The 25,379-nt window shown below is 57.4% G+C and carries 23 protein-coding genes; 13 read left to right on the plus strand and 10 right to left on the minus strand.

Annotated features, from left to right (window positions below; all coding sequences use genetic code 11):
* The 6 genes from G6N80_RS19965 to G6N80_RS19990 form a co-directional block, all read right to left on the minus strand.
* Entirely contained in the window at positions 1–501 is a 501-nt protein-coding gene (locus tag G6N80_RS19965; RefSeq protein WP_165136250.1) for a GNAT family N-acetyltransferase, read from the minus strand.
* 36 nt (positions 502–537) lie between these two features.
* Complete coding sequence (gatB, locus tag G6N80_RS19970) at positions 538–2,040, minus strand: Asp-tRNA(Asn)/Glu-tRNA(Gln) amidotransferase subunit GatB (RefSeq protein ID WP_062552591.1); 1,503 nt, start codon at positions 2,038–2,040, stop codon at positions 538–540.
* Between the two features lie 97 nt (positions 2,041–2,137).
* Positions 2,138–2,647: a GNAT family N-acetyltransferase gene (locus G6N80_RS19975; protein WP_062552592.1), complete on the minus strand. Its 510-nt coding sequence runs from the start codon at positions 2,645–2,647 to the stop codon at positions 2,138–2,140.
* A gap of 172 nt (positions 2,648–2,819) precedes the next feature.
* Entirely contained in the window at positions 2,820–4,301 is a 1,482-nt protein-coding gene (gene gatA, locus G6N80_RS19980) for an Asp-tRNA(Asn)/Glu-tRNA(Gln) amidotransferase subunit GatA (RefSeq protein ID WP_165136253.1), read from the minus strand.
* Positions 4,302–4,361: 60 nt separating this feature from the next.
* Positions 4,362–4,649 carry an Asp-tRNA(Asn)/Glu-tRNA(Gln) amidotransferase subunit GatC gene (gatC, locus tag G6N80_RS19985; protein ID WP_062552594.1) on the minus strand — a complete coding sequence of 96 codons (288 nt, stop codon included), beginning with the start codon at positions 4,647–4,649 and terminating at the stop codon, positions 4,362–4,364.
* Positions 4,650–4,785: 136 nt separating this feature from the next.
* Positions 4,786–5,490: a metal-dependent hydrolase gene (locus G6N80_RS19990; RefSeq protein WP_165136256.1), complete on the minus strand. Its 705-nt coding sequence runs from the start codon at positions 5,488–5,490 to the stop codon at positions 4,786–4,788.
* A 173-nt stretch (positions 5,491–5,663) separates the two neighbouring features.
* Between G6N80_RS19990 and ruvX the strand changes: the two genes are divergently transcribed.
* Positions 5,664–6,155, plus strand: coding sequence for a Holliday junction resolvase RuvX (ruvX, locus tag G6N80_RS19995; RefSeq protein WP_165136259.1), 492 nt, complete (start codon positions 5,664–5,666; stop codon positions 6,153–6,155).
* On the opposite strand, the gene G6N80_RS20000 is transcribed toward ruvX, so the two are convergent.
* Both G6N80_RS20000 and G6N80_RS20005 read right to left on the minus strand, forming a co-directional pair.
* Positions 6,095–6,424, minus strand: coding sequence for a DUF6105 family protein (locus tag G6N80_RS20000; RefSeq protein WP_165136262.1), 330 nt, complete (start codon positions 6,422–6,424; stop codon positions 6,095–6,097). The two genes, ruvX and G6N80_RS20000, sit on opposite strands and share 61 nt — an antisense overlap.
* A gap of 313 nt (positions 6,425–6,737) precedes the next feature.
* Entirely contained in the window at positions 6,738–8,390 is a 1,653-nt protein-coding gene (locus G6N80_RS20005) for an acyl-CoA dehydrogenase family protein (protein WP_165136265.1), read from the minus strand.
* A 122-nt stretch (positions 8,391–8,512) separates the two neighbouring features.
* On the opposite strand from G6N80_RS20005, the gene G6N80_RS20010 reads away from it, so the two are divergent.
* The 9 genes from G6N80_RS20010 (at position 8,513) to rpmG (ending at position 20,239) form a co-directional block, all read left to right on the plus strand.
* Positions 8,513–9,469 (plus strand): aspartate carbamoyltransferase catalytic subunit, encoded by a 957-nt coding sequence (locus tag G6N80_RS20010; protein WP_062552599.1) that lies wholly within the window; start codon positions 8,513–8,515, stop codon positions 9,467–9,469.
* On the plus strand, positions 9,466–10,755 hold the full coding sequence (locus G6N80_RS20015; RefSeq protein WP_165136268.1) for a dihydroorotase: 1,290 nt from the start codon (positions 9,466–9,468) through the stop codon (positions 10,753–10,755). Before G6N80_RS20010 ends, G6N80_RS20015 begins: the two co-directional genes overlap by 4 nt.
* Before the next feature lie 11 nt (positions 10,756–10,766).
* Positions 10,767–11,384, plus strand: a complete 618-nt coding sequence (plsY, locus tag G6N80_RS20020) for a glycerol-3-phosphate 1-O-acyltransferase PlsY (RefSeq protein WP_062552601.1) — start codon at positions 10,767–10,769, stop codon at positions 11,382–11,384.
* 8 nt (positions 11,385–11,392) lie between these two features.
* The gene (dprA, locus tag G6N80_RS20025) at positions 11,393–12,544 is read left to right on the plus strand and encodes a DNA-processing protein DprA (protein WP_165136271.1); all 1,152 of its coding nucleotides are present in this window, start codon (positions 11,393–11,395) and stop codon (positions 12,542–12,544) included.
* A 430-nt stretch (positions 12,545–12,974) separates the two neighbouring features.
* On the plus strand, positions 12,975–15,635 hold the full coding sequence (gene topA / locus G6N80_RS20035) for a type I DNA topoisomerase (protein ID WP_165136274.1): 2,661 nt from the start codon (positions 12,975–12,977) through the stop codon (positions 15,633–15,635).
* A 74-nt stretch (positions 15,636–15,709) separates the two neighbouring features.
* Entirely contained in the window at positions 15,710–17,989 is a 2,280-nt protein-coding gene (gene rnr / locus G6N80_RS20040; protein ID WP_210300768.1) for a ribonuclease R, read from the plus strand.
* A 65-nt stretch (positions 17,990–18,054) separates the two neighbouring features.
* On the plus strand, positions 18,055–18,519 hold the full coding sequence (locus G6N80_RS20045) for a DUF983 domain-containing protein (protein WP_062552605.1): 465 nt from the start codon (positions 18,055–18,057) through the stop codon (positions 18,517–18,519).
* Between the two features lie 246 nt (positions 18,520–18,765).
* Positions 18,766–19,977, plus strand: a complete 1,212-nt coding sequence (locus tag G6N80_RS20050; RefSeq protein ID WP_165136280.1) for an MFS transporter — start codon at positions 18,766–18,768, stop codon at positions 19,975–19,977.
* A gap of 94 nt (positions 19,978–20,071) precedes the next feature.
* Positions 20,072–20,239, plus strand: a complete 168-nt coding sequence (gene rpmG, locus G6N80_RS20055) for a 50S ribosomal protein L33 (protein ID WP_062552606.1) — start codon at positions 20,072–20,074, stop codon at positions 20,237–20,239.
* An 805-nt stretch (positions 20,240–21,044) separates the two neighbouring features.
* Here rpmG and G6N80_RS20060 read toward each other — a convergent pair.
* Both G6N80_RS20060 and G6N80_RS20065 read right to left on the minus strand, forming a co-directional pair.
* Positions 21,045–22,409, minus strand: coding sequence for a PleD family two-component system response regulator (locus G6N80_RS20060; protein WP_165136283.1), 1,365 nt, complete (start codon positions 22,407–22,409; stop codon positions 21,045–21,047).
* A gap of 15 nt (positions 22,410–22,424) precedes the next feature.
* Entirely contained in the window at positions 22,425–22,796 is a 372-nt protein-coding gene (locus G6N80_RS20065) for a response regulator (protein ID WP_062552608.1), read from the minus strand.
* 127 nt (positions 22,797–22,923) lie between these two features.
* On the opposite strand from G6N80_RS20065, the gene G6N80_RS20070 reads away from it, so the two are divergent.
* From G6N80_RS20070 to G6N80_RS20080, 3 genes are all read left to right on the plus strand, one after another.
* A complete protein-coding gene (locus tag G6N80_RS20070) occupies positions 22,924–23,223 on the plus strand; it encodes a DUF3572 domain-containing protein (protein WP_165136286.1) in 300 nt (99 codons plus the stop codon).
* Positions 23,220–23,864: a hypothetical protein gene (locus G6N80_RS20075; protein ID WP_062552610.1), complete on the plus strand. Its 645-nt coding sequence runs from the start codon at positions 23,220–23,222 to the stop codon at positions 23,862–23,864. The genes G6N80_RS20070 and G6N80_RS20075 overlap by 4 nt, the downstream gene beginning before the upstream one ends.
* 133 nt (positions 23,865–23,997) lie before the next feature.
* Positions 23,998–25,221: a L,D-transpeptidase family protein gene (locus G6N80_RS20080; RefSeq protein ID WP_165136289.1), complete on the plus strand. Its 1,224-nt coding sequence runs from the start codon at positions 23,998–24,000 to the stop codon at positions 25,219–25,221.
* The last annotated feature ends 158 nt before the right edge of the window (positions 25,222–25,379 follow it).

Raw genomic sequence — 25,379 nt, forward strand, 5'->3', positions numbered from 1 at the left:
CTAATGCGCGAGCGGCTTCTCCATGATGATTGCTTCAATACCACTATTGTCCTGACCGCAGTTCTTCGTGCGGTCAACTTCCGTGAAGCCTAGTCGCGTATAGAAGGAAATTGCGCGTTCGTTCGCTACGTCAACTTCCAAGCGAAGAATTTCCGCATCCGGGAAACAAGTTTCCAGCTCCGCAAAGAGATCCCGCCCGATTCCTTCATTCTGGCAAGTCGGATGCACGTAGAGCTGATGCAGGACTGCGGTCTTTGTCATCGTAGGCGACATGGCGGCAAATCCCATGCCACCAATCCGCTTTCCGTCATCGGCAACCAAAAACTCGCCGTCCTTCAGGTTGATTCTCTTCAGGATCGCCTCTGCGCTATGCAAGCTAGTGACGAGTGAGCCCACCTTCAGCGGACCGTGGATGGGATCATAGGTCGCGTGCCACGTCTCCGCCAATAGCTTGCGCACCGGCTCTACGTCCTTTGGGCCCGCTGTGCGAATGAAAAACATGGAACAGCCCTCTCTCGGAGAAGAAAGGCCGAAGCCTTACTCCTCGATGCCCAGCTTTGCCTTTACCAGCGCCTGCACGGCCTGCGGGTTGGCCTTGCCACCGGTCGACTTCATGACCTGACCCACGAACCAGCCGGCCAGCGTTGGCTTGGCCTTGACCTTGGCGACCTGATCGGGGTTTGCGGCGATGATATCGTCGACGGCCTTTTCGATGGCGCCGGTATCCGTCACCTGCTTCATGCCGCGGCTTTCCACGATTTCCGCAGGATCGCCGCCTTCGTTGAAGACGATTTCGAACAGGTCCTTGGCGATCTTGCCGGAAATGGTCTCATCCTTGATGAGATCGATGATTCCACCAAGCTGGGCAGGAGAAACCGGAGTCTCTTCAATGCCTTTGCCAGCTTTGTTCAAGGCGCCCAGCAGGTCGTTAATAACCCAGTTCGCCGCCGTCTTGCCATCACGCCCTTCAGCAACCGACTCGAAATAATCGGCAATTGCCTTCTCGGACACGAGCACGGACGCGTCATAAACCGAAAGCCCCAGTTCGCGTACAAATCGGGCCTTCTTGTCATCCGGCAATTCCGGCAGATCGCTCTTCAGTGCCTCAACGAAAGCATCGTCAAATTCCAACGGCAGCAGATCCGGATCCGGGAAATAGCGGTAATCATGCGCATCTTCCTTGGAGCGCATGGAGCGCGTTTCACCCTTGCCTGGATCGAACAGGCGAGTTTCCTGGTCGATCGAGCCGCCGTCTTCCAGAATTGCGATCTGGCGGCGTGCTTCGTATTCGATCGCCTGGCCGATGAAACGGATGGAGTTGACGTTCTTGATTTCGCAACGTGTGCCAAAAGCTTCGCCGGGACGGCGCACGGAAACGTTCACGTCGGCACGCATGGAGCCCTCGTCCATGTTGCCATCACAGGTGCCGAGATAGCGAACGATAGAGCGAAGCTTCGTCATGTAGGCCTTCGCCTCATCCGAGGAGCGCATGTCCGGCTTGGATACGATTTCCATCAGGGCAACGCCTGAACGGTTCAGATCCACGTAGGACATGGTCGGATGCTGGTCGTGCATGGATTTGCCCGCGTCCTGCTCGAGGTGCAGGCGCTCGATACCGATCTCGATGTCTTCGAAATTGCCCTGACGATCTGGCCCCAGCGAAATGATGATCTTGCCTTCACCGACGATCGGATCCTTGAACTGGGAAATCTGGTAGCCCTGCGGCAGGTCCGGATAAAAATAGTTCTTGCGATCGAAAATCGACCGGTTGTTGATCTGCGCCTTGAGGCCGAGACCTGTCCGCACGGCCTGCTTCACGCATTCTTCGTTGATGACGGGCAGCATGCCGGGCATGGCTGCATCCACCAGCGACACATTGGAATTCGGCGCCTTGCCGAACTCGGTGGAAGCGCCGGAGAACAGTTTGGACTGTGAAAGAACCTGCGCGTGAACTTCCATGCCGATGATGATTTCCCAATCACCCGTGGCACCGGGAATCAGACGTTTCGGATCAGGCGTGCGCGTATCGACAAGGGTCATCTTAAAGGCTCTTCATGCGGTCAAATGGGTTGAATGTCAGGTAGAACAATTGGTGAAGCGGTGCAAGCTTTGAGGCCTCGCACCTGGTCGTTAGAGGTTAAAACTCGACGCCGTAACCCTCTGGTGCTGGAGCAACCAGTTGCTTGGACATGCCAACGGATTGCACATCCTGATCAAGCTTCGGCGCATAGGCAATCGACAGCCAGTTTACCCGATAACCGTTCTTTTCAAAGAAACTGACCGCATCCGTATTGTGCGCATGCGTTTCCAGCTTGATTTCATCGAAACCATGCTGGCGGACTTCTTCCTCGACGGCTTGGAGGAGTTCGGAACCCAAACCTCGCCGCTGATGATCCGGGTCGATCCAGAAATCGGTTATCTGTTCGTCCAGCGCCTCGCGGGATGCCCATCCGGCAGGGACGCCGCCCTCCTCGATCACCGTAATCTTAACCCAGGAGGATCGAACGAAGTCTCCAAATGCACGTAATGCATTTTGCAGCATCGCCTCTGTGCCGCCAATGGGGCCCATGGCCTGGGCCCAGGCTCGCAGACCTATGCCTGTCAGCGCATCAATCTCGTCTTCACGGGCATTGCGAACATGATGCATGAAAATCCCCGGAACGTCGCCACGATTAGATCATTGCCGGACGGTGTTTCCAAGCCCGCCTAAGGGATTAGCCTGCGATACCGCGATCTTTGTTGGAAACTGGTCAACAAAAAAGGACCGGCCCAATGGATGAGCCGGTCCTTCTGCAGTCACCTATTGGCACTCAAAGGTTTTACCACCACTTGGCAGGGGTGAATTTCCCGGCTGCCTGTTCGATCACATGCGCCGTCTTGAACAGGGTTTCTTCTTCGAACGGCTTGCCGATGATCTGAAGGCCCAGCGGCAACCCCTTCTGATCAAGGCCAGCTGGGACAGAAATGCCAGGCAAACCGGCCATGTTGAGAGTGACCGTGAACACGTCCTGCAGATACATTTTGACCGGATCCGCAGCGAGTTCCTTGTCACCGACGGCAAAGGCGGAAGACGGCGTGATAGGCGCCAGGATCGCATCGACGCCCGCATGAAACGCATCTTCGAAGTCGCGCTTGATGAGAGTGCGAACCTTCTGCGCCTTCAGATAATAGGCGTCGTAATAACCGGCCGAGAGAACGTAGGTTCCGATCATGATGCGGCGCTGAACTTCCTTGCCGAAGCCCGCAGCGCGGCTCTTCTCGTACATGTCGGCAATGTCCTTGCCGTCGACGCGAAGGCCGTAGCGAACACCGTCATAGCGCGCGAGGTTGGACGACGCTTCGGCAGGCGCTACGATGTAATAGGCCGGAAGCGCGTATTTGGTGTGTGGCAGCGAAATTTCGACGACTTCAGCGCCGGCATCCTTCAGCCATTCCACACCCTGCTGCCAGAGCTTTTCGATTTCCTCTGGCATGCCCTCGATACGATATTCCTTCGGAATGCCGATCTTCATGCCCTTGACAGACTGACCAAGTGAAGCTTCGTAGTCCGGCACCGGCAAATCGACAGAGGTCGTGTCTTTGGTGTCGACGCTCGCCATGCTCTTCAGCAGGATTGCTGCGTCGCGCACATCGCGCGCGATCGGACCAGCCTGATCCAGCGACGAGGCATAGGCAACGATACCCCAGCGGGAGCAACGGCCATAGGTAGGCTTGATGCCGACCGTGCCAGTAAAGGCCGCAGGCTGGCGGATGGAGCCGCCGGTGTCGGTTGCGGTCGCACCGGCACACAGATGCGCCGCAACAGCAGCGGCGGAGCCGCCTGAAGAGCCGCCCGGCACCAGCTTTTCATCCGAACCCTGGGCCTTCCACGGGTTTACCGCCGGTCCGTAATAGGAGCTTTCGTTGGATGAACCCATCGCGAATTCATCCATGTTCAGCTTGCCGAGCATCACGGCACCATCATTCCACAGGTTCTGGGTGACGGTCGATTCGTACTTCGGCTTGAACCCATCGAGAATGTGGCTGCAGGCCTGCGTGTGGATATCACGCGTTGCGAATAGATCCTTTACGCCAAGCGGAATACCCTCAAGAGGGGCGCCCTTTCCGTCTGCCAGACGCGCATCCGAAGCTTTCGCCATCTCGCGCGCCTTATCGGGCGTTACGGTCACGTAGGCGTTCAGGGCGCCGTTGGCAGCGTCGATGGCCGACAGGTAAGCGTCCGTCAATTCGACCGCCGTAATATCACGGCCCTTCAGTTTAGCGCGCGCTTCGGAAATGGTAAGGTTGGTAAGTTCGGTCATCGTGATCTCGAATTTGGCTTAAGGCTGCGTTGAAGGTCGGTGCTGCGTAATGGTCCGCGCTTACTCGACGACCTTTGGCACGAGGAAAAAGTTCTGATCTGAATTGGGGGCATTGGCCACGATATCGGCGGCCTTATCACCATCCGTCACCGCATCGGCGCGCTTGCGCATGGTGATTGGCGTGACGGAAGTCATGGGCTCCACACCGCTGACATCCACCTCGGAAAGCAGCTCAACAAATCCAAGGATACCATTCAATTCGCCCGTCATCCGCTCCAGATCATCTTCGGAAACGGCAATGCGGGATAGGCGCGCAACGCGCTTGACGGTAGCGATATCGACGGACATGGAACTTCTCCGGATGAAATTTCCTCCCGCTATAATGGCCATATCCGGCATTCGCAACGGTTTTAGCCGCAAGGCGGACGGAGTTCTGACGGAAATCGGCGCGGTTGGCCCAGGATCCCGCGCCGATTACGTAAGGTCAGATGCTTAGCGTAACGCCAACCTTGGGCGTCTCTACCCTCGTCTTCAGGCCTTCCATGCCTTTCACGAACTTTTCCGGCGTCTGGTCAATGATCGGGAAAGACCCGTAGTGGCACGGGATGGCATGCTTGAAATCGAAAAAGCGCTGGCAGGCGAGCGCTGCCACGGCACCGCCCATCGTGAAACGGTCGCCTATCGGCACCAGACCAATATCAGGCTGATGCAATTCGTTGATCAGACCCATATCGGTGAAGATGTCCGTGTCGCCCATGTGCAGCAGCGAGGCCTCTTCTTCGAAATGCAGCATCAGTCCGTTGGCATTGCCAAGCGCATGGGAGACCCCGTCTTCCGTGATCTGGGCGGAGGAATGCAGGGCCTGCGTAAACGTCGCGCTGAAGCTGCCGAAGCTGACTGTACCGCCGGTGTTTCCCATTTCGAGACGTTGGACACCTTTGGAACCGAGCCATGCCGCGAGGTCGGCATTTGCCAGCACGACGGCACCGGTTTCCTGTGCCAGGGCGATGGTATCCCCTACGTGATCTCCATGACCGTGCGTCAGCAAAATGTGCGTGATGCCCGCAGCCGCTTCCTTGCGATCCTGGTCTGCGAAGGATGGGTTACCGCTGAAGAATGGATCGATCAAAATCTTCGCATGGGCGGTTTCGAGCCTGAAGGCCGAATGGCCAAGCCAGGTGATCTTCATGATAAATCTCCATTTTGCAGTTGAGATCAAAGGGTCCGGGTGTGGACCGTCAGTTAAGCGCAGGTTATTCAACACAATATACGCATCAACGGAACAGACGGATTTTATTTCCCGTGCTGACCTAGAGCAGCCGCAATCAATTCAAGAGCATAGACCGAGAGAAGGAATGAGCCGTGGCAACAATGACGATCGAAGAATTGGCTGCCAGTTTGTTGCCGGGGCAACCAGTAGCCGGTCTTGATCTTGGCACGAAGACCATCGGCCTTGCTGTATCAGATCTCGGGAGGCGGTTTTCGTCCCCTCGGCCCGTGTTGAAGCGCTTGAAGTTCACAAAAGATGCGGAACTCTTGCTGGCGTGGGCAGACAAGGAAAAGGTGGCAGCCTTTATCATCGGCCTGCCTATCAATATGGATGGCTCGTCGGGCCCGCGTGTTCAGGCGACCAGAGCTTTCGTCCGCAGCATGAGCGACAAGACAGAGATACCGTTCGTCTTTTGGGATGAGCGTCTATCCACAGTGGCCGCAGAGCGGGCGCTTCTGGAAATGGATGTTTCCAGGGCGAAGCGGGCCGAACGGATTGATTCGGCAGCCGCGAGCTTTATCCTTCAAGGCGCCTTGGACAGACTCGTATCCTTGGAAAGAGCTGCATCGGAAGATGAGGCGTAACGCCTGATCCACCAGGCGTGAATCTGCTTGCGGCGACGAAATGCCAGAATTGCAAGGACGATCAGGCTGTCCACCGCAACGGCACGGACCACCAGCATGGGAAGAAGCGCCGGATCAATTCCCAAGATCTGCCCATAGATCTGGAAAACCAGATCGTGGGTGTCGCGGGTCAGCATGAAGAACCCGAAACTGATGTTGTAGTAGGATAGCCAGTACCAGGCACCCAAGAATGCAACCGGGCCAGCCCAGAGGATGAGAAACCACTTCATGCGGCGTTTCCTTCCACAGTTTGCCAGCGCGTTGAATTCAGCCAAGGTGCCGACAGAACCGCCCAGCGCAGAAACGCCATGACGCTCAGCACGATGGCAGGAAACGTCAGATCAACCGCCCAACTCGAAAAGAAGCAAAGAGCCAGACACAGTAATCCGTATTGATAGCATTGGTTGCCAGACACAGCCTTACCACGCAGCGATGGTTAACAAATCGTTAACCTCAACGTAGTGCGCGCGGCCCAAAGCGCAACGAGAACCACTTGATATGGTTAACGCGGAGCGTGGTCCTGTGGACGAAAGTTTTGGAAACTCAGCTGGCGGCGGGATACAGAAGATCGACGATGTAGGAGGCATCGAAGCGGGAATCGAGCATTCCATAGGTAGCCCGCCATCCACCGGCCAGTCGGGTTTCCACGAAGGCGTCTGCGATCTTGCCGGCACCAAGCCTGAAAAGCTCCGCAGCAGCAGCCGCCAGCGCAAGTTGCTCCACCAGAAGCCTTGCCGCACCCTCGTCCCGTTCCGCGAGCGCCATGGCGGCGCGCAGAACGTCCGTCGTCTTTCGTCCGCTCGGACCCAGATCCCGCTCGATGCCCGACAGAACCGAATCGAACAGATCACGGCCTCTGCTCAACACGCGCAGCACATCCAGCGCCATGACATTGCCGGAGCCTTCCCAGATCGCATTGACCGGAGCCTCGCGATAGTGGCGGGCAAGCGGACGCTCCTCCACGTAGCCATTGCCACCAAGGCATTCCATCGCTTCATAGATCAGTGGAGGCGCGATCTTGCAGCACCAGTATTTGATGACGGGCGTCATGACGCGGGCAAAGGCTGCATCGGCGGGGTTGCTGCCAGCCTTATCGAAGGCTTCTGCCAGACGATAGGCCAGCGCCGTCGCGGCTGCGACGTCCAGCGCCATGTCCGCGAGAACACGCGTCATCAGTGGCTGGTCAATCAGGTTCTTGCCAAAGACGCTGCGACCACGGCAGTGATGCACAGCCTCTGCCAGCGAGGCCCGCATGATGCCAGCTGACGCAAGAGCACAATCCAGCCGCGTGAGCGTCACCATGTCGAGAATGGTCCGTACCCCACCGCCTGGTTCACCCAGCAGGTAGCCGAACGCATCCTGAAACTCGACCTCAGAAGAGGCATTGGAACGATTGCCCAGTTTATCCTTCAGCCTCTGGAATTGAAGCCCATTCGCCGTACCATCTTCCAGGAGACGCGGAACGAGGAAGCAACCGATACCCTCATTGGTTTTCGCGAGCATAACGAAGGCATCGCTCATCGGCGCGGACATGAACCACTTGTGACCGGAAAGACGATAGACGCCCTCGCCCACCCGTTCGGCGATCGAGCGGTTGGCGCGCACATCCGTACCGCCCTGCTTCTCCGTCATTCCCATGCCAACGGTGATCGCGGTCTTCTGCTGCGCGGGACGATTCGACGAATCATATTTCCGCGACAGGATACGCGGCGCCCATTCCTTCTGAACGCGAGGCGACGCCATCATCGCAGCAACAGAAGCGCTGGTCATCGTCAGCGGACACAAGTGGCCACATTCGAGCTGAGAGGTCAGATAGAACCGGGCAGCACGAGCGCGGTGCTGGTTGTTGCGCGATTCCGGAATGTTCTCCCACAGCGAGGAATGCAGACCGCTGCTCATCGAACGCCGCATCATGGCATGCCAGGCGGGATGAAACTCCACCGTATCCTGCCGTTCGCCTCTCGGACCATGGGTCTTCAGCTTTGGCGGATTTTCATTCGCCATCCGCGCAAGTTCCTGCGCTTCGGGGGAGGTCACATAGCGGCCCAGCGCATCGAATTCCTCGCGGATCGCGCGGTGCAATCCCGCGGTCAGATCCACGATCAACGGGTCTGTGCGGTAGGCATTGATACCGGACCAGAGGCTTGGCTGGTTCAGGTCGGTGAGATTGTCGTCGGTCCGGTTCATCTGATTCATGAGCTGCTCTTAAACGAAAGCTGGGCAAATTGCATGGGGATCAGAAAAACTCGATGCAGCACACGCTTGCCCGCTCGCCTCGCTGTCTCTATAGACCGCGTAAACAAGCGGAGGACGTTATCGTGGTCTTCTTTCCCCACCGCCATCTCCTCGGGATCAAGGGCCTGACCGAGCAGGACATTACATTCCTTCTCGACAAAGCCGACGAGGCGGTCAAGATCAGTCGGCAAAGAGAGAAGAAAACTTCGACTCTTCGCGGGCTCACCCAGATCAATCTTTTCTTCGAGGCTTCGACACGCACGCAAAGCTCTTTTGAGCTCGCTGGCAAGCGTCTGGGCGCAGATGTCATGAACATGTCGGTCGGCAACTCTTCGGTCAAGAAGGGTGAGACGCTGATCGATACGGCGATGACGCTGAATGCCATGCGGCCGGACGTGCTTGTGGTTCGCCATTCGTCCGCGGGTGCCGCTGCCCTTCTGGCGCAGAAAGTGGCGTGCTCGGTCGTCAACGCCGGTGACGGTCAACACGAGCACCCGACGCAGGCGCTTCTGGACGCGCTGACAATCCGTCGGGCCAAGGGCAAGCTGTCCCGCATCATCGTCGCGATCTGCGGCGATGTTCTGCACTCGCGCGTTGCCCGCTCCAATATTCTGTTGCTGAATGCCATGGGCGCACGCGTACGCGTCGTCGCGCCGTCCACTCTGCTGCCGTCGGGCATTTCGCAAATGGGCGTGGAAGTCTTTCATTCCATGGAAGAGGGTCTGAAGGATGCGGATGTCGTCATGATGCTGCGCCTTCAACGCGAGCGCATGTCCGGTTCGTTCGTGCCGTCGGTTCGCGAATACTTCCATTTCTACGGCCTAGACGCCGAGAAACTGAAAGCCGCCAAGGAGGATGCGCTCGTAATGCATCCGGGGCCGATGAACCGCGGCGTCGAAATTGCCTCGGAAGTCGCCGATGGACCGCAGAGCGTGATTGAAAGCCAGGTGGAGATGGGCGTCGCCGTCCGCATGGCTGTGATGGAGGCCTTGCTGATTTCCCAGAACCAGGGGCCGAGAAGCGAAGGAGTGGTCGCATGAAGCCGCTTGTTCTGAAAAACGCGCGTATCATCGATCCTTCCCGGCATCTGGACGAGGTCGGCACGATCATCATCGGTGATGACGGTCGTATTCTTGCGTCTGGCGCAGATGCCCTCAATCAGGGACATCCTGACGGTGCCGAGATCCGCGATGCCCAAGGGCTCGTTGCGGCACCGGGTCTTGTCGATGCGCGCGTCTTTGTTGGCGAACCGGGTGCGGAACATCGGGAGACCATCTTTTCCGCCAGCCGTGCCGCCTCTGCGGGCGGTGTAACGAGCTTCATCATGATGCCGGATACGGACCCGGTTCTTGACGATATCGCCCTCATCGAATTCGTCCTCAAGACGGCCCGCGACAAGGCTCTCGTCAACATTCACCCCGCTGCCGCTTTGACACGCGGGTTGAAGGGCGAGGAGATGACTGAGATCGGCCTGTTGAAGCAGGCGGGCGCCGTCAGCTTCACCCAGGGCCGGCATGGCTTGGCCGATACGCAGGTTCTGCGCCGCGCCATGACCTATGCGCGCGAGTTCGGCGCTGTCATTTCACTCGAAGCCCGCGATCCCTACCTCGCCGTCAACGGGGTCATGAATGAAGGGCTGTTTGCCAGCTGGCTCGGCCTTGCAGGCGCCCCGCGCGAAGCAGAACTCATTCCGCTCGAGCGTGACCTGCGGATTGCTGCCCTCACAAAGGCCGCCTATCATGCCGCGAAGATTTCGGTGCCGGAATCTGTCGAAGCAGTCCGTGTCGCCCGCAATCGAGGCGCGAACGCAACCTGCGCCGTGTCGATCAATCACCTGTCGCTGAATGAAAACGATATCGGCGAGTATCGGACTTTCTTCAAGCTTTCACCGCCGCTGCGCACGGAAGACGACCGTCAGGCCATGGTCGATGCTCTGGCGAATGGGACGATCGATATCATCGTCTCGTCGCATGATCCTCAGGATGTCGACACGAAGCGTCTTCCTTTCGGAGATGCGGCGGATGGTGCCATCGGGCTTGAAACCATGCTGGCGGCCGCCTTGCGGCTCCACCACTCCGGTCAGGTTTCGCTGATGCGCCTCATCGACGCCATGTCCACAAGGCCTGCCCAGATCTTCGGGCTAGACGCTGGAACGCTGAAACCGGGCGCGAAGGCAGATATTGCCTTGATCGACATTGACGAACCATGGATCGTGACGAAGGACACCATCCAGTCCCGCTCCAAGAACACGCCCTTCGAGGATGCGCGTATTAGCGGACGGGTTGTCTCGACTTATGTCGCTGGCCGTCTGGTACACTCGCTGTAAGGAAATTAAGCATGGCAGAGCTGTTTAACTGGCAAATCACGCTTCCCATCGCGCTGGCCGCACTTGCCTTTGGCTATCTGCTGGGCTCGATCCCCTTTGGGCTCCTCCTGACGAAGGCGGCCGGTCTCGGCGACATCCGCTCCATCGGTTCAGGCAATATCGGCGCCACAAACGTCTTGCGCACCGGCAACAAGAAGCTGGCTGCCGCCACGCTTCTGCTCGATGCATTGAAGGCTACGGTCGCTGCCCTTCTTGCCGCAGCCCTTTGGGGTCAGGAAGCCGGGTTGCTGGGTGGCTTTGCGGCTTTCCTCGGCCATCTTTTTCCGGTCTGGCTCGGTTTCAAGGGTGGAAAAGGTGTTGCAACCTATATTGGCACACTGCTGGGTATTGCACCGGCAATGGTTCTGGTATTTGCATTTGTATGGCTGACAGTCGCAAAGCTCAGCAAATATTCATCTCTATCGGCGCTCGTCGCCACACTTCTTATCCCCGTCGTGCTCTGGCTCATCGGGGAACCAAAAATTGCACTGGTCATGGCCATCATGACCCTGATTACCTATTGGAAGCATAAGGCCAACATCGAGCGTCTGATCAACGGAACAGAAAGCAAGATCGGCCAGAAGGGATAAGTTCCTCTGTGTCCTCCGGCAAAGAAAATCGGAGGGGGGTTGCACTCACGGACGCTCAACGGACCGCCTGGCTCAGGCTGATTCGTAGCGACAATGTGGGACCTGCGACCTTCCGTGACCTCATCAATCATTTCGGCTCCGCCGACGCGGCTCTGGCTGCGATCCCTGAAATGTCGCGCCGGGGTGGCGCGGCACGTGCCATACGCGTGGCGACCGTCCAGCAGGCGGAGCAGGAACTGGAGATAGCTGCTCGTTTCAATGCCAGGCTTGTGGGCATTGGAGAGCCGGACTACCCATTCGCACTTCGCCAGATTGACGCCGCCCCGCCCCTATTGGCGATGAAGGGAGACTTTGCCGCAGCCAACCGCCCTTCGGTGGGCATCGTCGGCTCACGCAACGCCTCGATCAGCGGAGCGAAAATCGCGGCGATGATCGCACGAGACTGCGGTCGCGCCGGTTACACGATTACCTCGGGTCTCGCGCGCGGCATCGATACGGCCGCCCACCGGGCGAGCCTGGACACGGGAACCATTGCTGTGCTGGCGGGCGGCCTTGATCAGCCCTACCCGCCCGAGAATATTCCACTGCTTGGAGATATTACCGGCGGCGTTGGATTGTGCGTGAGCGAGATGCCGTTTGGATGGGAGCCCCGCGCCCGCGATTTTCCGCGCCGTAACCGGCTTATTGCAGGGATATCTCTTGGGGTGGTCGTCGTTGAAGCAGCCCAGCGTTCCGGATCTCTGATCACGGCTCGGCTGGCGGGCGACTTTGGACGTCTGGTCTTTGCGGTGCCCGGCTCACCGCTCGATCCAAGATGCCATGGTACCAACGATCTTCTGAAAAATGGCGGCATTGTCACCACCTCATCGCAGGACGTCCTGGAGGCGCTGGCTCCCATTTCACAACTGGATCTTTTCAACGGTTCTACCATTGCAGAACCAGGCGAAGATGGAGCGTCGCCGTTGATGCATCCCCTTGATGACAGTGATCGCATGCGGATCACCAATGCTCTTGGTCCCACACCTGTCGAAATCGACGACATTATTCGTCATACGGAAATTCCAGCAGCGACGGTTTACCTCGTGCTGCTGGAACTTGATCTAGCCGGACGGCTTCACCGGCATCCGGGCGGTTTAGTTTCTCTCCTGATGCAGAACTGACCGCGGGCGTCGCCCGGACAACATATCGCCGGATTCGACATAGGCCATTTCAAGGAGATAGCAGAGCATATCTGCATTCTCCTTGTGGGCCACCTGCCGCAATTGACCCAGCATGTGCCGAACATAGGCGATGTTGGATCGCCACTCCTCATTATTGGTTTGCTTTAAAGATGGTTCAACCATCTTGGCCTCGCTAAAATAACTTAAAATAATGCACGTCCAGGGTGTGCATTCCTGAGCGCGCTCGCAATGTGACATTTCTCATCTAAGATTGCAATATCGCATTAATCCTCTTATGGTTGTATCGACGCGAGAGGCAAAAATGCAGCCTCCCTCTTGACCGCAGACAAAACGCCCTCCATGTCGGGAGGTCAGTTTCAAGCCGAAGCGCTATTTTCTCGCTTTGTCGCACCTCTCAGAGAAAAAAGTTATGAATGTCGTAGTTGTAGAATCCCCTGCCAAGGCCAAGACAATCAACAAGTATCTTGGATCAGGCTTCAAGGTTCTCGCTTCCTTTGGCCACGTCCGTGACTTGCCCGCGAAAGACGGCTCCGTCCTGCCCGATCAGGATTTCGAGATGTCCTGGGAAGTCGACAGCGCATCCGCCAAGCGCATGAAAGATATTGCGGATGCCGTGAAAGGCTCCGATGGACTTTTTCTCGCGACCGACCCGGATCGCGAAGGTGAGGCCATTTCCTGGCACGTTCTCGATCTTCTCAAGAAAAAGAAGGTCATTGGCGATAAGCCAGTCAAGCGCGTGGTGTTCAACGCCATCACGAAGAAGGCCGTGCTCGATGCAATGGCAAACCCGCGCGATATCGACATATCGCTGGTGGATGCCTACCTCGCCCGTCGTGCGCTGGATTATCTTGTCGGTTTCAACCTTTCGCCGGTTTTGTGGCGCAAGCTTCCGGGTGCTCGCTCTGCTGGCCGCGTGCAATCCGTTGCTTTGCGTCTCGTTTGTGATCGGGAAAATGAAATCGAGCGTTTCGTTCCGGAAGAATACTGGAACATCTCCGCGCTTCTGAAGACGCCGCGGGGCGATGAATTCGAAGCCAAGCTGGTTTCTGCCGATGGGAAGCGGATACAAAGCAAGGGCGTCAAGAACGGTGAGGATGCTGGCCGTCTGAAGGCGCTCTTGGAAGGCGCTGCCTATTCGGTCGAATCGGTCGAGGCAAAGCCCGTCAAGCGCAATCCCGGCCCTCCCTTCACGACCTCTACCCTGCAGCAGGCTGCCTCCTCGAACCTCGGTTTCTCTGCTTCGCGCACCATGCAGGTCGCACAGAAGCTCTACGAAGGCGTGGACATCGGCGGTGAAACAGTCGGTCTGATCACCTACATGCGTACCGATGGCGTGCAGATGGCGCCGGAGGCGATCGATGCGGCCCGCCGCGCGATCGGCGATCAATTCGGTGAGCGCTATCTGCCCGAAAAGGCGCGCTTCTATTCCACGAAGGCCAAGAATGCGCAGGAAGCGCACGAAGCCATTCGTCCCACCGACTTCAATCGCTCGCCGGACAAGGTCCGCAAGTTCCTGGATGGCGATCAGCTTCGCCTCTACGAACTCGTCTGGAAGCGCGGTATCGCCAGCCAGATGGCGTCTGCCGAAATGGAACGCACGACAGTCGAGATTAACGCCGTAAACGGCTCAGACCGCGCGGGCTTGCGGGCTGTCGGCTCTGTTGTCCGCTTCGACGGATTTCTTGCTGCCTATATGGATCATCGCGACGATGGTGACGCGGGTGAGGACGACGAGGATGGCCGCCTCCCCGAAATCAATGCGCGGGAGAAGCTGGACAAATCGAAGGTCAATTCAAGCCAGCACTTTACGGAGCCGCCGCCACGCTACTCGGAAGCGTCTCTGATCAAGAAGATGGAAGAGTTGGGCATCGGGCGTCCTTCGACCTACGCTGCGACACTGAAGACGCTCAGCGACCGCGAATACATTGTTATTGAAAAGCGCAAGCTGATCCCTCATTCCAAGGGTCGGCTGGTTACTGCCTTCCTCGAGAATTTCTTCACGAAGTATGTGGAATACGATTTCACCGCCGATCTGGAAGAGAAGCTCGACAAGATTTCAGCTGGCGAACTGAACTGGAAGCAGGTGCTCAGAGAGTTCTGGGACGCCTTCTTCGCCCAGATCGAAGATACGAAGGAACTTCGCGTTACCAATGTTCTGGACGCGCTGAACGAAGCTCTGGCTCCCCTGGTTTTCCCGAAGCGGGAAGATGGCAGCGATCCGCGCATCTGCCAGGTCTGTGGGACGGGTAACCTTTCCCTGAAGCTCGGCAAGTACGGTGCCTTCGTCGGATGCTCCAACTATCCTGAATGCAACTACACCCGTCAGCTGTCCTCCGACGGGGCTGAAGCGGAAGCTGCGGCCCTCAACGAACCAAAGGCGCTAGGCCAGGATCCGATGACCGGCGAGGAACTGACCCTGCGATCCGGTCGTTTTGGACCTTACATTCAGCGCGGAGACGGCAAAGACGCGAAGCGGTCTTCGCTGCCACGCGGATGGAAGCCCGAAGACATCGATCACGAGAAGGCTCTGGCCCTTATCAATCTTCCGCGGGATGTGGGCCAACACCCCGAAACCAGCAAGATGATCTCGGCCGGCCTTGGTCGCTACGGGCCTTTCCTGCTGCATGATGGCACCTATGCCAACCTTGAAAGCATCGAGGATGTGTTCAGCATTGGCTTGAACCGCGCTGTGACAGTCCTCGCTGAGAAGCAGAGCAAGGGCGCAGGGCGCGGGCGGACTGCCGCCGCAGCTCTGAAAGAACTGGGCGATCATCCGAGCGGTGGCGCCATGACGGTTCGCGAGGGACGCTACGGTCCCTATATCAATTGGGGCAAGGTCAATGCCACACTGCCAAAGGGCAAGGATCCGCAAAGTGTGACCGTTGAAGAGGCTCTTGCGCTTCTGACCGAGAAGGCTGGCAAGGCACCGGCCGCAAAGGGCAAGGCTACGAAATCCACCAAGGCGACCAAAGCAGAAGCCGCTGACGCCAAGCCGAAAAAGACGGCAACCAAGGCAAAATCTGCCGCCAAGCCGAAGGCAGCTACGAAAGCAAAGAAGACGGACACGTGAGCAAGAAACCGCGCGAAGACAGAAAACCCGTTCCGGTTGGCCGCAAAGCCGCCCTTCGCGCGGAAAAGGCCGCTCTGGGCGATCCCAATGTGATCGTCCACGGCGTTGTTCCGCCCCGCGATATTCTGCTGCAATTCATTTCCGATAACCCGGACCGCGCCTCAAAGCGGGAAATCGCCAAGGCCTTCGGTCTCAAGGGTGATACCCGCGTCGAGCTCAAGGATGTGCTGCGCGATCTGGAAGACGAAGGTCTTCTTCAGAAGAGCCGCAAGGCGCTGATGCGGCCGGGTGGCCTGCCGCCCATGACAGTGCTGGACATCACGACCCGCAGCAAGGACGGCGAACTGATTGCCCGGCCTGCCGAATGGCCAGATGATGGTGGCGTTGCGCCTGCGGTTTTGATCCGGCAGTCCTCCGATAACCGCAGCAAGAGCAAGACGCCCGCTGCCGGACTTGGCGACCGCGTGCTTGCGAAGATCTTCCCGAACAAGGATCGATCCGGTCCCGCCTATACGGCGCGCGTCGTCAAGATCATCGACAAGCACCGTAATGCTTCCCTCGGTGTCATTCGCATGATGCCGGAGGGTGGAGCGCGATTGATGCCGATTGATCGCCGCGGCGAGGAAATGCAGATTTCCGCCAGTGATCTTGGCGATGCCAAGGACGGCGATCTGATCGAGGCTGATGTTCTGCGTGGCAATCGCTTCGGACTGACCCGTGCGAAGGTACTATCGGTGATCGGCTCTGTTGCGTCCGAGAAGGCAATCTCGATGATTGCCATCTATTCGCATGGCATTCCGCACGTCTTTCCGAAGCAGGTTCTGGATGAGGCGGGAGACGCAAAGCCCGCCAGCATGACGAAACGGGAGGACTGGCGGCATGTGCCGCTGGTCACCATCGATCCGGCCGATGCCAAGGACCATGACGACGCCGTTTATGCTGAACCCGACCCATCGCCGGATAATCCGGATGGCGTCATCGTCACGGTCGCAATCGCGGATGTGTCCTATTATGTCCGGACGGGATCGCCACTCGACCGCGAAGCGTTGAAACGTGGCAATTCGGTCTACTTCCCGGATCGCGTCGTGCCGATGTTGCCGGAGCGCATTTCAAATAACCTCTGCTCGCTGCGCGAGGGCGAAGATCGGCCGGCGCTCGCAGTCCGTATGGTCTTCTCCAAGGACGGCAAGAAGGCGGGCCACACCTTTCATCGCATCATGATGAAGAGTGCCGCCAAGCTCTCCTACAACCAAGCGCAAGCGGCCATCGACGGCAAACCGGACGACAAATCCGGGCCGCTTCTGGATCCCATCCTGAAGCCGCTCTGGCATGCCTATGCGATCATGAAGCGTGGCCGCGACCGGCGCCAGCCGCTGGAACTGGATATGCCGGAACGCAAGATCCTGCTGAAGCCGGATGGCACCGTCGACAAGGTTGTCATCCCGGAGCGTCTGGACGCGCACAAACTCATCGAAGAGATGATGATCCAGGCCAACGTCGCTGCTGCGGAAACACTGGAGAAGCAGCGTCAGCCGCTGATCTATCGTGTGCACGATGCGCCGTCGCTTGCCAAGCAGGAGGTCCTGCGGGAATTCCTGGCCACGCTCGGCATCCCGATGGCGAAAGGCGGACAGGTGCGGGCAAACTCCTTCAACGGCATTCTCGCGAAGGCTGAAGACACGCCGCATCAGGTGATGGTCAACGAGATGGTTCTGCGCAGCCAGAGCCAGGCCGTCTACAGCCCTGACAATCTTGGCCACTTCGGCCTGAACCTGATGAAGTATGCGCACTTCACCTCGCCAATCCGCCGCTATGCGGACCTTATTGTTCACCGTGCCCTCGTGCGCGCTTTGGGTCTAGGCGAAGGCGGACTTTCGCCTGAGGAAGAAACGCAGCTCGACGACATTGCCGCAGAGATTTCCACTTTCGAACGACGCGCCATGGCGGCCGAGCGCGACACGATTAACCGTCTGATTGCCCATCATCTAGCAGAGCGGGTCGGCCAAGAGTTCGAAGGCCGCGTCTCTGGCGTGACGAAAGCGGGACTATTTGTCACGCTGCCGACCTATGGTGCAGATGGCTTCGTGCCGGTATCCACGCTGGGGTCGGATTATTTTGTCTATGATGAAGCCAGACAGGCACTCATCGGCGAACGGCATGGTCTTGGCTACCAGTTGGGCGATTCTGTCGACGTGCGTCTGGCAGAGGCGATACCTCTTGCGGGCGCACTGCGCTTCGAAATGCTGAGCGAAGGCCAGAAGATGGGCGTAGCAACTCGCTCGTTCCACAAATCTGGACGGCGCAGTCGTTCAGCACCAAAACGACCAGGGACCAGACCACCGCGCCGCAACTGACATTGGTTGGCGCCGCCAGCGGCGTCAGATCTGGTTCGTGGTCTATTCGTGTATAGGAGAAGGCAATGGCCGAGCAGCAAGCATTATCAACTCCTGTAAAGCCAGTTCGGTTTGGAGGCGCGCAGGAGCCTGAGCGGCAACTGGGTCAATCCATCATGCGTGGACTGCGTTGTACCTGTCCTAGATGTGGCACTGGTCGTCTGTTCAAGGCGTTTCTGAAGCCGGTGGAGCAATGCTCTGCTTGTGGTGAAGATCTGCACCACCAGCGGGCCGATGACCTGCCCCCTTACCTCGTCATCTTCATCGTGGGTCACGTGACCGTCGGTGGATTCATGATGACAGATATGGTCTGGCAATTGTCCGTCTGGACGCATCTGGCGATCTGGACGCCAATCACAATCCTTATGGCGCTGCTGATGATGCAGCCAATCAAGGGGGGCGTGATCGGCCTGCAGTGGGCGCTGAAAATGCACGGTTTCGGAAAAGAAGATGAGAGTGTCGACCCCGGCCGAGGCGGCCCAATTGATTGACTGGTAACACGTCGTCAAAGCGTGAACATCCTGATGCCCCAATCTTTAACAATGAAGACATCGACGAAACTCGCGGTCACCTGACATCCAGCAGTCATGCAAGCACGTTATGAGGCTGCATGATTGCTCAGAACGGAAGCCTTCTTCATTGAAGATTTTGCCGGTACCGCTTCACCACGTGTCGATTGCAGATTATATCGACCTCGGCCGCGCCGAATTTGCGCGTAAAACCTAAGCGACGGGCAGATGGATTCATATTCGAAGGACAAGCACAATCCCAGCCAGGGAGACGGCGATAGCTGCCACCCGGAAGAGATCCACTGGCCTTCGCTGTTTGCTGCGATCTCGGCGATCAGCGCCGTTGGCATCGCGATCGGACTAGGGCTGCCCCTGCTCAGCATCATCCTGGAAAAGCGCGGCATATCATCGACACTGATTGGGCTCAATTCGGCCATGGCCGGCGTGGCAGCCATGGCCGCTGCTCCGATAACCACCAAGCTGGCCCATGATTTTGGCGTTGCCAGAACGATGCTCTGGGCCGTGGTGCTGGCCGCTGTCAGTGCGCTGGGGTTCTACTACGCGACAGAGTTCTGGATGTGGTTTCCGCTGCGCGTGGGCTTTCACGGCGCCACGACAACGCTCTTCATTCTTTCGGAGTTCTGGATCAATGCCGCCGCACCGCCCCGCAAGCGGGGACTGGTTCTCGGTATCTATGCGACCGTACTTGCCGTTGGCTTTGCCATCGGGCCGCTGATCTTCTCGAAGATCGGCAGCGAAGGCATCCTTCCCTTCGCTGTCGGCGCTGCGGCGATCATGTTGGCCTTCATCCCGATCTATATTGCGCGCGGCGAAAATCCGGTTCTTGACGAGAAACCGCAGCAACATTTCCTGCGCTATGTCTTTCTCGTTCCCATGGCGACAGCAGCCGTCTTTGTCTTCGGTGCCGTTGAAGTGGGCGGATTGTCACTCTTCCCGGTCTACGCAAACCGTGTAGGCCTGCCAGAAGCAAGCGCCGCACAGTTGCTGACCATCATGGGAATTGGCAACATGGTCTTCCAGATCCCGTTTGGCATGATTTCCGACCGCCTCAAGGACCGCAGACCAATGCTCTTCCTGATGGCTCTGGCGGGCCTGCTAGGCGCTCTGGCACTTCCTTACCTTATCCATCACTGGTGGCTGATGGCAGGCCTGCTGCTGGTCTGGGGTGGCTGCGTGTCCGGCCTCTATACAGTCGGGCTTGCGCACCTCGGATCTCGACTCACAGGATCTGATCTCGCTGCCGCCAATGCTGCCTTCGTTTTCAGCTATGCAGTCGGCACAGTCGCCGGACCGCAGGCTGTCGGAGTTTCGATCGATTTGGCAGGCAACAACGGGTTTGCGTGGGCACTTGCCGGTTTCTTTGCCCTATATGTGGTGATATTCATCGTTCGGACGGTTTTCAGCCGTCAACGGACTTGACTTTTCGGGCGCGATTTGTAGTTTCGCGCCAGAATTTGCCGTGGACCAAGTGAAGGCGTCCGCGGCTTGATTTTTTATTAGAGGCAGGAAGACCATGGCGAAAGCTACGACCATCAAGATCAAGCTGCTGTCGACGGCCGATACAGGTTTCTTCTACGTGACGACGAAGAACAGCCGTACGTTCACGGACAAGATGACGAAGACGAAGTACGACCCGATCGCTCGCAAGCATGTCGAGTTCAAGGAAACCAAGATCAAGTAATTTGATCTGAATTCCGTTTAAAAAGCGCGGCACCTCGGTGTCGCGCTTTTTTGTTGTGTGCACGTGTCGACAACCGCCTGCAACCGGTCCCCCAATATCACGGTGTGTGGTTGACGCTCCTTTAGACGGCGATAGGCGTGTAAAGCCACGCAAGCGGCTTGCTTGCCAGATTTCTGTTGATGCTTGATGCGGGAATGGCGGAAGCGCAGACGCAGCCTGGGCCGCTGCCAAAGGTTCTTAGACCTTAGGGGGCCGATCGGCATGCAAAGCGGCACGAGGAACCGCAAAACTGCACGCCGATCGACCGACCCCACGACCCAGGAGATGCGGCGGACCTGAGCATCATGGGGTATCTCTGTGTTCCATCAGGAACTTATTCCGCTGACAACAAATTCGCGTAAAACCGGGACGAAATCAACCCATTCTTAACTAGCGCGCCAATTGATGCGTGACATGGTTAAAACAGCAAGATCGAAACCGAGAATCGGCCTTGGAAGTTAAGACATGACCAAGCTTAGTTGAGAAAGTTAATAAAGCTAGACCTAACTAAAAGAGGTTGAATGCTGATATTTGATCACTTTACTAAGAGTACTCAAGCGCAGCAGGTATCAATATAACTCATGCTCGTATTTTGGTCGTCGGTCACTGGAAGCAACGACTTCTACTTTCAAGTGCAATTCAAAATCTGTCCGGAATTCGCCTTCTGTTGCTGAAGCCAATTCACCGTAATCTCACATTGCCCGAATCATATCGTTGCTCTCGCACGATCGGCCCATGGCAACCGCCTGATTAGGGGTTTGAGTTACTATGCCGCCGCCGCAACAACCCGATTTCGTCCGCTGTTCTTTGCCTCGTATAAGGCCCGATCAGCATTTTTCAGGAGTTGTTCGGGTGTCTCCACGCCTGCAGTAAAGCTCGCGATCCCCAAGGACGCAGTGATCTGCAGCGAACCGCCCGAAGGAAGGGCAAACGGAGCGGCCTCGATGATTCCACGAAGGCGCTCTGCAATGGAGGCAGCTGAATGCGCGTCCGTATCCGGCATCACGACGACAAACTCTTCGCCTCCGTAACGACAGGCAAGATCTGCCCCGCGAACCGTGGAGCGAATGCGCCGGGCAAATTCGCGCAGGATCTCATCCCCTGCATCGTGTCCGTAAGTGTCGTTCACGCTTTTGAATCGGTCGATATCGGTGATGCATACAGACAGAGGGCGCGATCTGGCGGCGGCACGATTGAACAGCGTCTTCAGATGATTGTCGAGGTAGCGGCGATTATGCAAGCCTGTGAGGCCATCGGTGACCGCCAGTTCGATCGTCTGACGAACGCTCGATCGCAGTTTGTCATTGAAGCGCTTGCGTCGGATCTGTGTCAGGGTTCGCGCCACCAGCTCGTTCGGATCGAGGGGACGCGTCAGATAGTCGTTCACCCCGAGGTCCAGAGCCCTGACAATAAGATCCTCACGTCCGCTTTCCGTGATGAGCAGGAGTGGCAGGAAGCGCGTTCGTTCCAGGAGGCGAAGTTGCGAGCATAGCCGGAGGGGATCGTAATCCTCGATATTGTCGTTGATGATCACGAGATCGACTGGAGACTCGGCTGCCTCGAAAATCGCGGCCTGTGGATCCGACATGGCTGTGACTTCAGCTACCGGCTTCAACGCCCTGATTATGCGCTCCTGGGAGCTTCCACGGCCGTCCACCAGCAGAACCTGCCCGCTGATATCGAAACCATCAAACCGGGTCAGATCCTCGAAACCAATCGTTCGTGCGGTATCGGCGCGGATGCGAAGTTCGTCGCTGAGCGTCTTGAGACGTACGAGACTCTTGACGCGCGCAACGAGTTGCAGATCGTTGACGGGTTTGGTGAGAAAATCATCGGCACCGGCCTTCAGGCCACGCACACGATCTGCTGGCTGGTCAAGCGCCGTCACCATGACCACCGGAATGTGCATGGTCTTCGGATTGGCCTTCAGCCGCTCGCACACTTCAAAACCGTCCATACCCGGCATCATGATGTCGAGCAGAATAACGTCCACATGAGTGTTGGCGACAATCTCCAGCGCCTTGAAGCCATTCTCGGCCGTCAATACATCGAAGTATTCGGCAAGCAGCCGTGCTTCCAGCAGCTTCACATTCGCCGGAATGTCATCCACTACGAGAATACGCGCTGTCATGTCCGCCTCCCCGCCTCAGGCGTCCCCAAGATAGGTCTTGATCGTTTCGAGAAACTTCGGCACCGAAATAGGCTTGGAAACGTAGGCTTCGCATCCACCCTGGCGGATGCGCTCCTCATCTCCCTTCATCGCGAAGGCCGTGACCGCAACGACCGGAATGACGTGAAGCTCATCGTCCTCCTTAAGCCATTTGGTGACTTCAAGGCCCGAGACTTCCGGGAGCTGGATATCCATGAGGATCAGATCGGGGCGGTGCTTTCTCGCGAGATCCAGCGCCTCCATCCCATTGCGGGTCTGGATCGTCGTATACCCCGAAGCCTCGATCAGATCGCGGAAGAGCTTCATGTTCAGCTCATTGTCTTCAACAATCATCACCCGCTTGGGCATACTTTCTATCCTTCATTTCGGGCGATCGCGCCTATATTGAGATATAAGGCTCCAAACGCTCGATTCCATGCTCCGGCTTTCGGAACAGTAAGCGGATTTGGTTGAAGAAAAGGTAACTGGATCGTTGATGCGTTCAGAATTTGTAAACAGCCCGAAGCCAGATGAAACAGCGGCCGCCGTTTTGCAGTGGCTGGCCAATGAGCCGGATATGCTGGGTCGCTTTCTGGCGCTTTCCGGGGTGCAGCCAATGCAATTGCGCAGTGCGCTGAACGATCCCGGCTTCCTGGCAGGCCTCCTCGACTTCGTCATGTCGCATGAACCCACGCTCCTCGAATTCTGCAAGGTTTCGGAATGGAAGCCAGAGGATGTCGTTGCCGCTTGGCGACATTACTCCGGACCAGGACTTGATTCGGGGCAACACGAATGAGCGAAATCGTTGACATCGACCATCTGCGTCTTGGCGACCGTCCGCTTGTCGTTTGCGATGTCGACGATGTTGTCCTCGAATTTTTGTCTCCTTTCGAAGGCTTCCTTGGCAGCTTGGGCCACCGTTTGGTGCCCCGCTCCTATCGGCTGCATGGCAATATTCTTTCCACGCTGGACGATCGTCCTCTGGCAGACGATAATGTGACGCAGTTGATCCAGGATTTCTTTGCGGCGCAGGAAGCCTGGCAACGGCCCTTTGGCGATGCGGTACAGGCATTGAGCCGGCTCGCTGCAGAAGCCGACGTCGTCTTTCTCACAGCCATGCCGCCGCGCTATACGCATATGCGCAGGCGCCTGCTGGATAGCCTCGATCTCACCTACCCTCTGCTCGCAACGGAGAGCCCAAAAGGCCCTGTTCTTCGCCAGATACACGGCACCCGTGATCTACCTGTCGCGTTCATCGATGATATGGCTCACAATCATCATTCCGTTGCCGCAGCGGTGCCCGAATGTTTGCTGGTTCATCTCATGCCGCAATCAGAGATGCATAACCACGCGCCGAAGCCAGACCCCATGGTGCTTTCTGCGCAGAACTGGTCGGATGTCGAGCGCTTCCTTCTGGCGCACTTCACTCAGCGTTGAGGCCAGGTCTCTGATATCCTGCCCGCTCGAAAACATGAGGGCGTCAGAATCTGGCATCTGCTCGCATATACTCAAACCTTCATTAAACTCCGTGGCGTAATGTATCGTTTTGGTATCGCGTATGAGGTATGTCATGTTTGGACGCGCGGCGCTGGCGCTTGCCATTCTTCCGAGCCTTGCGGGTTTCAGCTTCGCGGCAGAGGATGGACGAACGATTCAGATCATTGTGTCCAGGGCAAAGCAGAGCCTGACCGTCTATGATGATGGCAAGATAATCGCGACCTCGAAGGTTTCTACAGGTAAGCCCGGCCACGATACGCCAACGGGTATTTTCTCGATCCTGGAGAAACGAAAATACCACGAGTCCAATATCTACTCCAATGCGCCTATGCCCTGGATGCAGCGCCTGACATGGTCAGGTATCGCCCTCCATGAAGGCAAGGTGCCGAGCTACCCGGCATCGCATGGCTGCGTGCGGCTGCCTTCCGGCTTCGCCAAAACCCTCTTCTCCATGACCGAGCGTGGGGCTCATGTCATCATCGCTGATGAAGATGTGGCACCAGTCGTGGTAAGGCACCCGTTCTTATTCCAGCCGACAACCGATGTGCAGATCCTTTCGGATGTGCCGCTGCGTCCGTCAAAAAAGACTACTGGTCCCGTCGAACTGGCAATGAACAATCCCGACCGTTCGCTTCTGGTACCCAAACCAGAACCCTTGGTCCGGACTCCGGAGGAGTCCCAGCCGCTTCGAATATTGATTACGCGTCGAGGCGACCGCGAACTCGTTGCAGATGTTCAGACGATGCTGACCGAACTCGGCTTTGATGCAGGGGTACCGGATGGCTTTGCAGGCGAAATGACGCGCAGTGCCATATCCGGCTTCAAACGGTGGAAGAACCTGCCCTCCAAAGGCACGCTGATATCGAAAGAGATGCTGGCAGCCCTATATGCAGCGGCTGGTCGCGAACCCGCTCCGCAAGGCCAGCTCTACATCCGCCAAGGCTTCAAGGAAGTGCTCTCGACACCGGTTGCCATCCGGGACCCGGAGCGCGAGCTTGGAACATACCTCTATACCGTAGCCGATATCGATCCGAAGAACGGTCAAGCCGTCTGGCAGGCGATCGGACTCCGAAACGAGCTTAGCGACGGCACGCGCAAAAGGCTGGGCATTGCCCCGGAAGCCTCCGTGCTTGAAGCAACGGGCCAGAGCGTTCTGGATCGCATCGAGATACCAACACGGATCCGCACCAAGATCAATGATATGCTCACCGAGGGCACATCAATCACCATTACAGACAACGGTGTTAGCCCCGAGACCGCGCCCCAGGGAACCGACTTCATTACACTGACGCGCTGACGCGATCTCCGAGCCACTGGATAATGTAGCTGCTTCTCCAGTGGCGCTTTCACAGAAAGATCTGTGTCAGCGTTTCTCGACGTGGGCTAAAGCGTATCGCGATTTTTCAAATTCGCTCCTGACGCTTTAGATCTTTGCATTATCGCATGTCGTTATCG

Origin of the sequence: Rhizobium rhizoryzae (assembly GCF_011046895.1) — a bacterium.
Lineage (GTDB): Bacteria > Pseudomonadota > Alphaproteobacteria > Rhizobiales > Rhizobiaceae > Neorhizobium > Neorhizobium rhizoryzae.

What these genes read in the sequence shown, in the direction of transcription:
- G6N80_RS20050 (WP_165136280.1), top strand. Translation starts at nt 18,766, where the DNA reads ATGGATTCATATTCGAAGGACAAGCACAATCCCAGCCAGGGAGACGGC.
- G6N80_RS20080 (WP_165136289.1), top strand. Translation starts at nt 23,998, where the DNA reads ATGTTTGGACGCGCGGCGCTGGCGCTTGCCATTCTTCCGAGCCTTGCG.
- rpmG (WP_062552606.1), top strand. Translation starts at nt 20,072, where the DNA reads ATGGCGAAAGCTACGACCATCAAGATCAAGCTGCTGTCGACGGCCGAT.
- G6N80_RS19965 (WP_165136250.1), bottom strand. Translation starts at nt 501, where the DNA reads ATGTTTTTCATTCGCACAGCGGGCCCAAAGGACGTAGAGCCGGTGCGC.
- G6N80_RS19975 (WP_062552592.1), bottom strand. Translation starts at nt 2,647, where the DNA reads ATGCATCATGTTCGCAATGCCCGTGAAGACGAGATTGATGCGCTGACA.
- plsY (WP_062552601.1), top strand. Translation starts at nt 10,767, where the DNA reads ATGGCAGAGCTGTTTAACTGGCAAATCACGCTTCCCATCGCGCTGGCC.
- gatA (WP_165136253.1), bottom strand. Translation starts at nt 4,301, where the DNA reads ATGACCGAACTTACCAACCTTACCATTTCCGAAGCGCGCGCTAAACTG.
- G6N80_RS20070 (WP_165136286.1), top strand. Translation starts at nt 22,924, where the DNA reads ATGCGTTCAGAATTTGTAAACAGCCCGAAGCCAGATGAAACAGCGGCC.
- G6N80_RS20015 (WP_165136268.1), top strand. Translation starts at nt 9,466, where the DNA reads ATGAAGCCGCTTGTTCTGAAAAACGCGCGTATCATCGATCCTTCCCGG.
- G6N80_RS20065 (WP_062552608.1), bottom strand. Translation starts at nt 22,796, where the DNA reads ATGCCCAAGCGGGTGATGATTGTTGAAGACAATGAGCTGAACATGAAG.
- G6N80_RS20005 (WP_165136265.1), bottom strand. Translation starts at nt 8,390, where the DNA reads ATGAATCAGATGAACCGGACCGACGACAATCTCACCGACCTGAACCAG.
- G6N80_RS20075 (WP_062552610.1), top strand. Translation starts at nt 23,220, where the DNA reads ATGAGCGAAATCGTTGACATCGACCATCTGCGTCTTGGCGACCGTCCG.
- G6N80_RS19990 (WP_165136256.1), bottom strand. Translation starts at nt 5,490, where the DNA reads ATGAAGATCACCTGGCTTGGCCATTCGGCCTTCAGGCTCGAAACCGCC.
- gatB (WP_062552591.1), bottom strand. Translation starts at nt 2,040, where the DNA reads ATGACCCTTGTCGATACGCGCACGCCTGATCCGAAACGTCTGATTCCC.
- G6N80_RS20060 (WP_165136283.1), bottom strand. Translation starts at nt 22,409, where the DNA reads ATGACAGCGCGTATTCTCGTAGTGGATGACATTCCGGCGAATGTGAAG.
- gatC (WP_062552594.1), bottom strand. Translation starts at nt 4,649, where the DNA reads ATGTCCGTCGATATCGCTACCGTCAAGCGCGTTGCGCGCCTATCCCGC.
- G6N80_RS20000 (WP_165136262.1), bottom strand. Translation starts at nt 6,424, where the DNA reads ATGAAGTGGTTTCTCATCCTCTGGGCTGGCCCGGTTGCATTCTTGGGT.
- topA (WP_165136274.1), top strand. Translation starts at nt 12,975, where the DNA reads ATGAATGTCGTAGTTGTAGAATCCCCTGCCAAGGCCAAGACAATCAAC.
- G6N80_RS20045 (WP_062552605.1), top strand. Translation starts at nt 18,055, where the DNA reads ATGGCCGAGCAGCAAGCATTATCAACTCCTGTAAAGCCAGTTCGGTTT.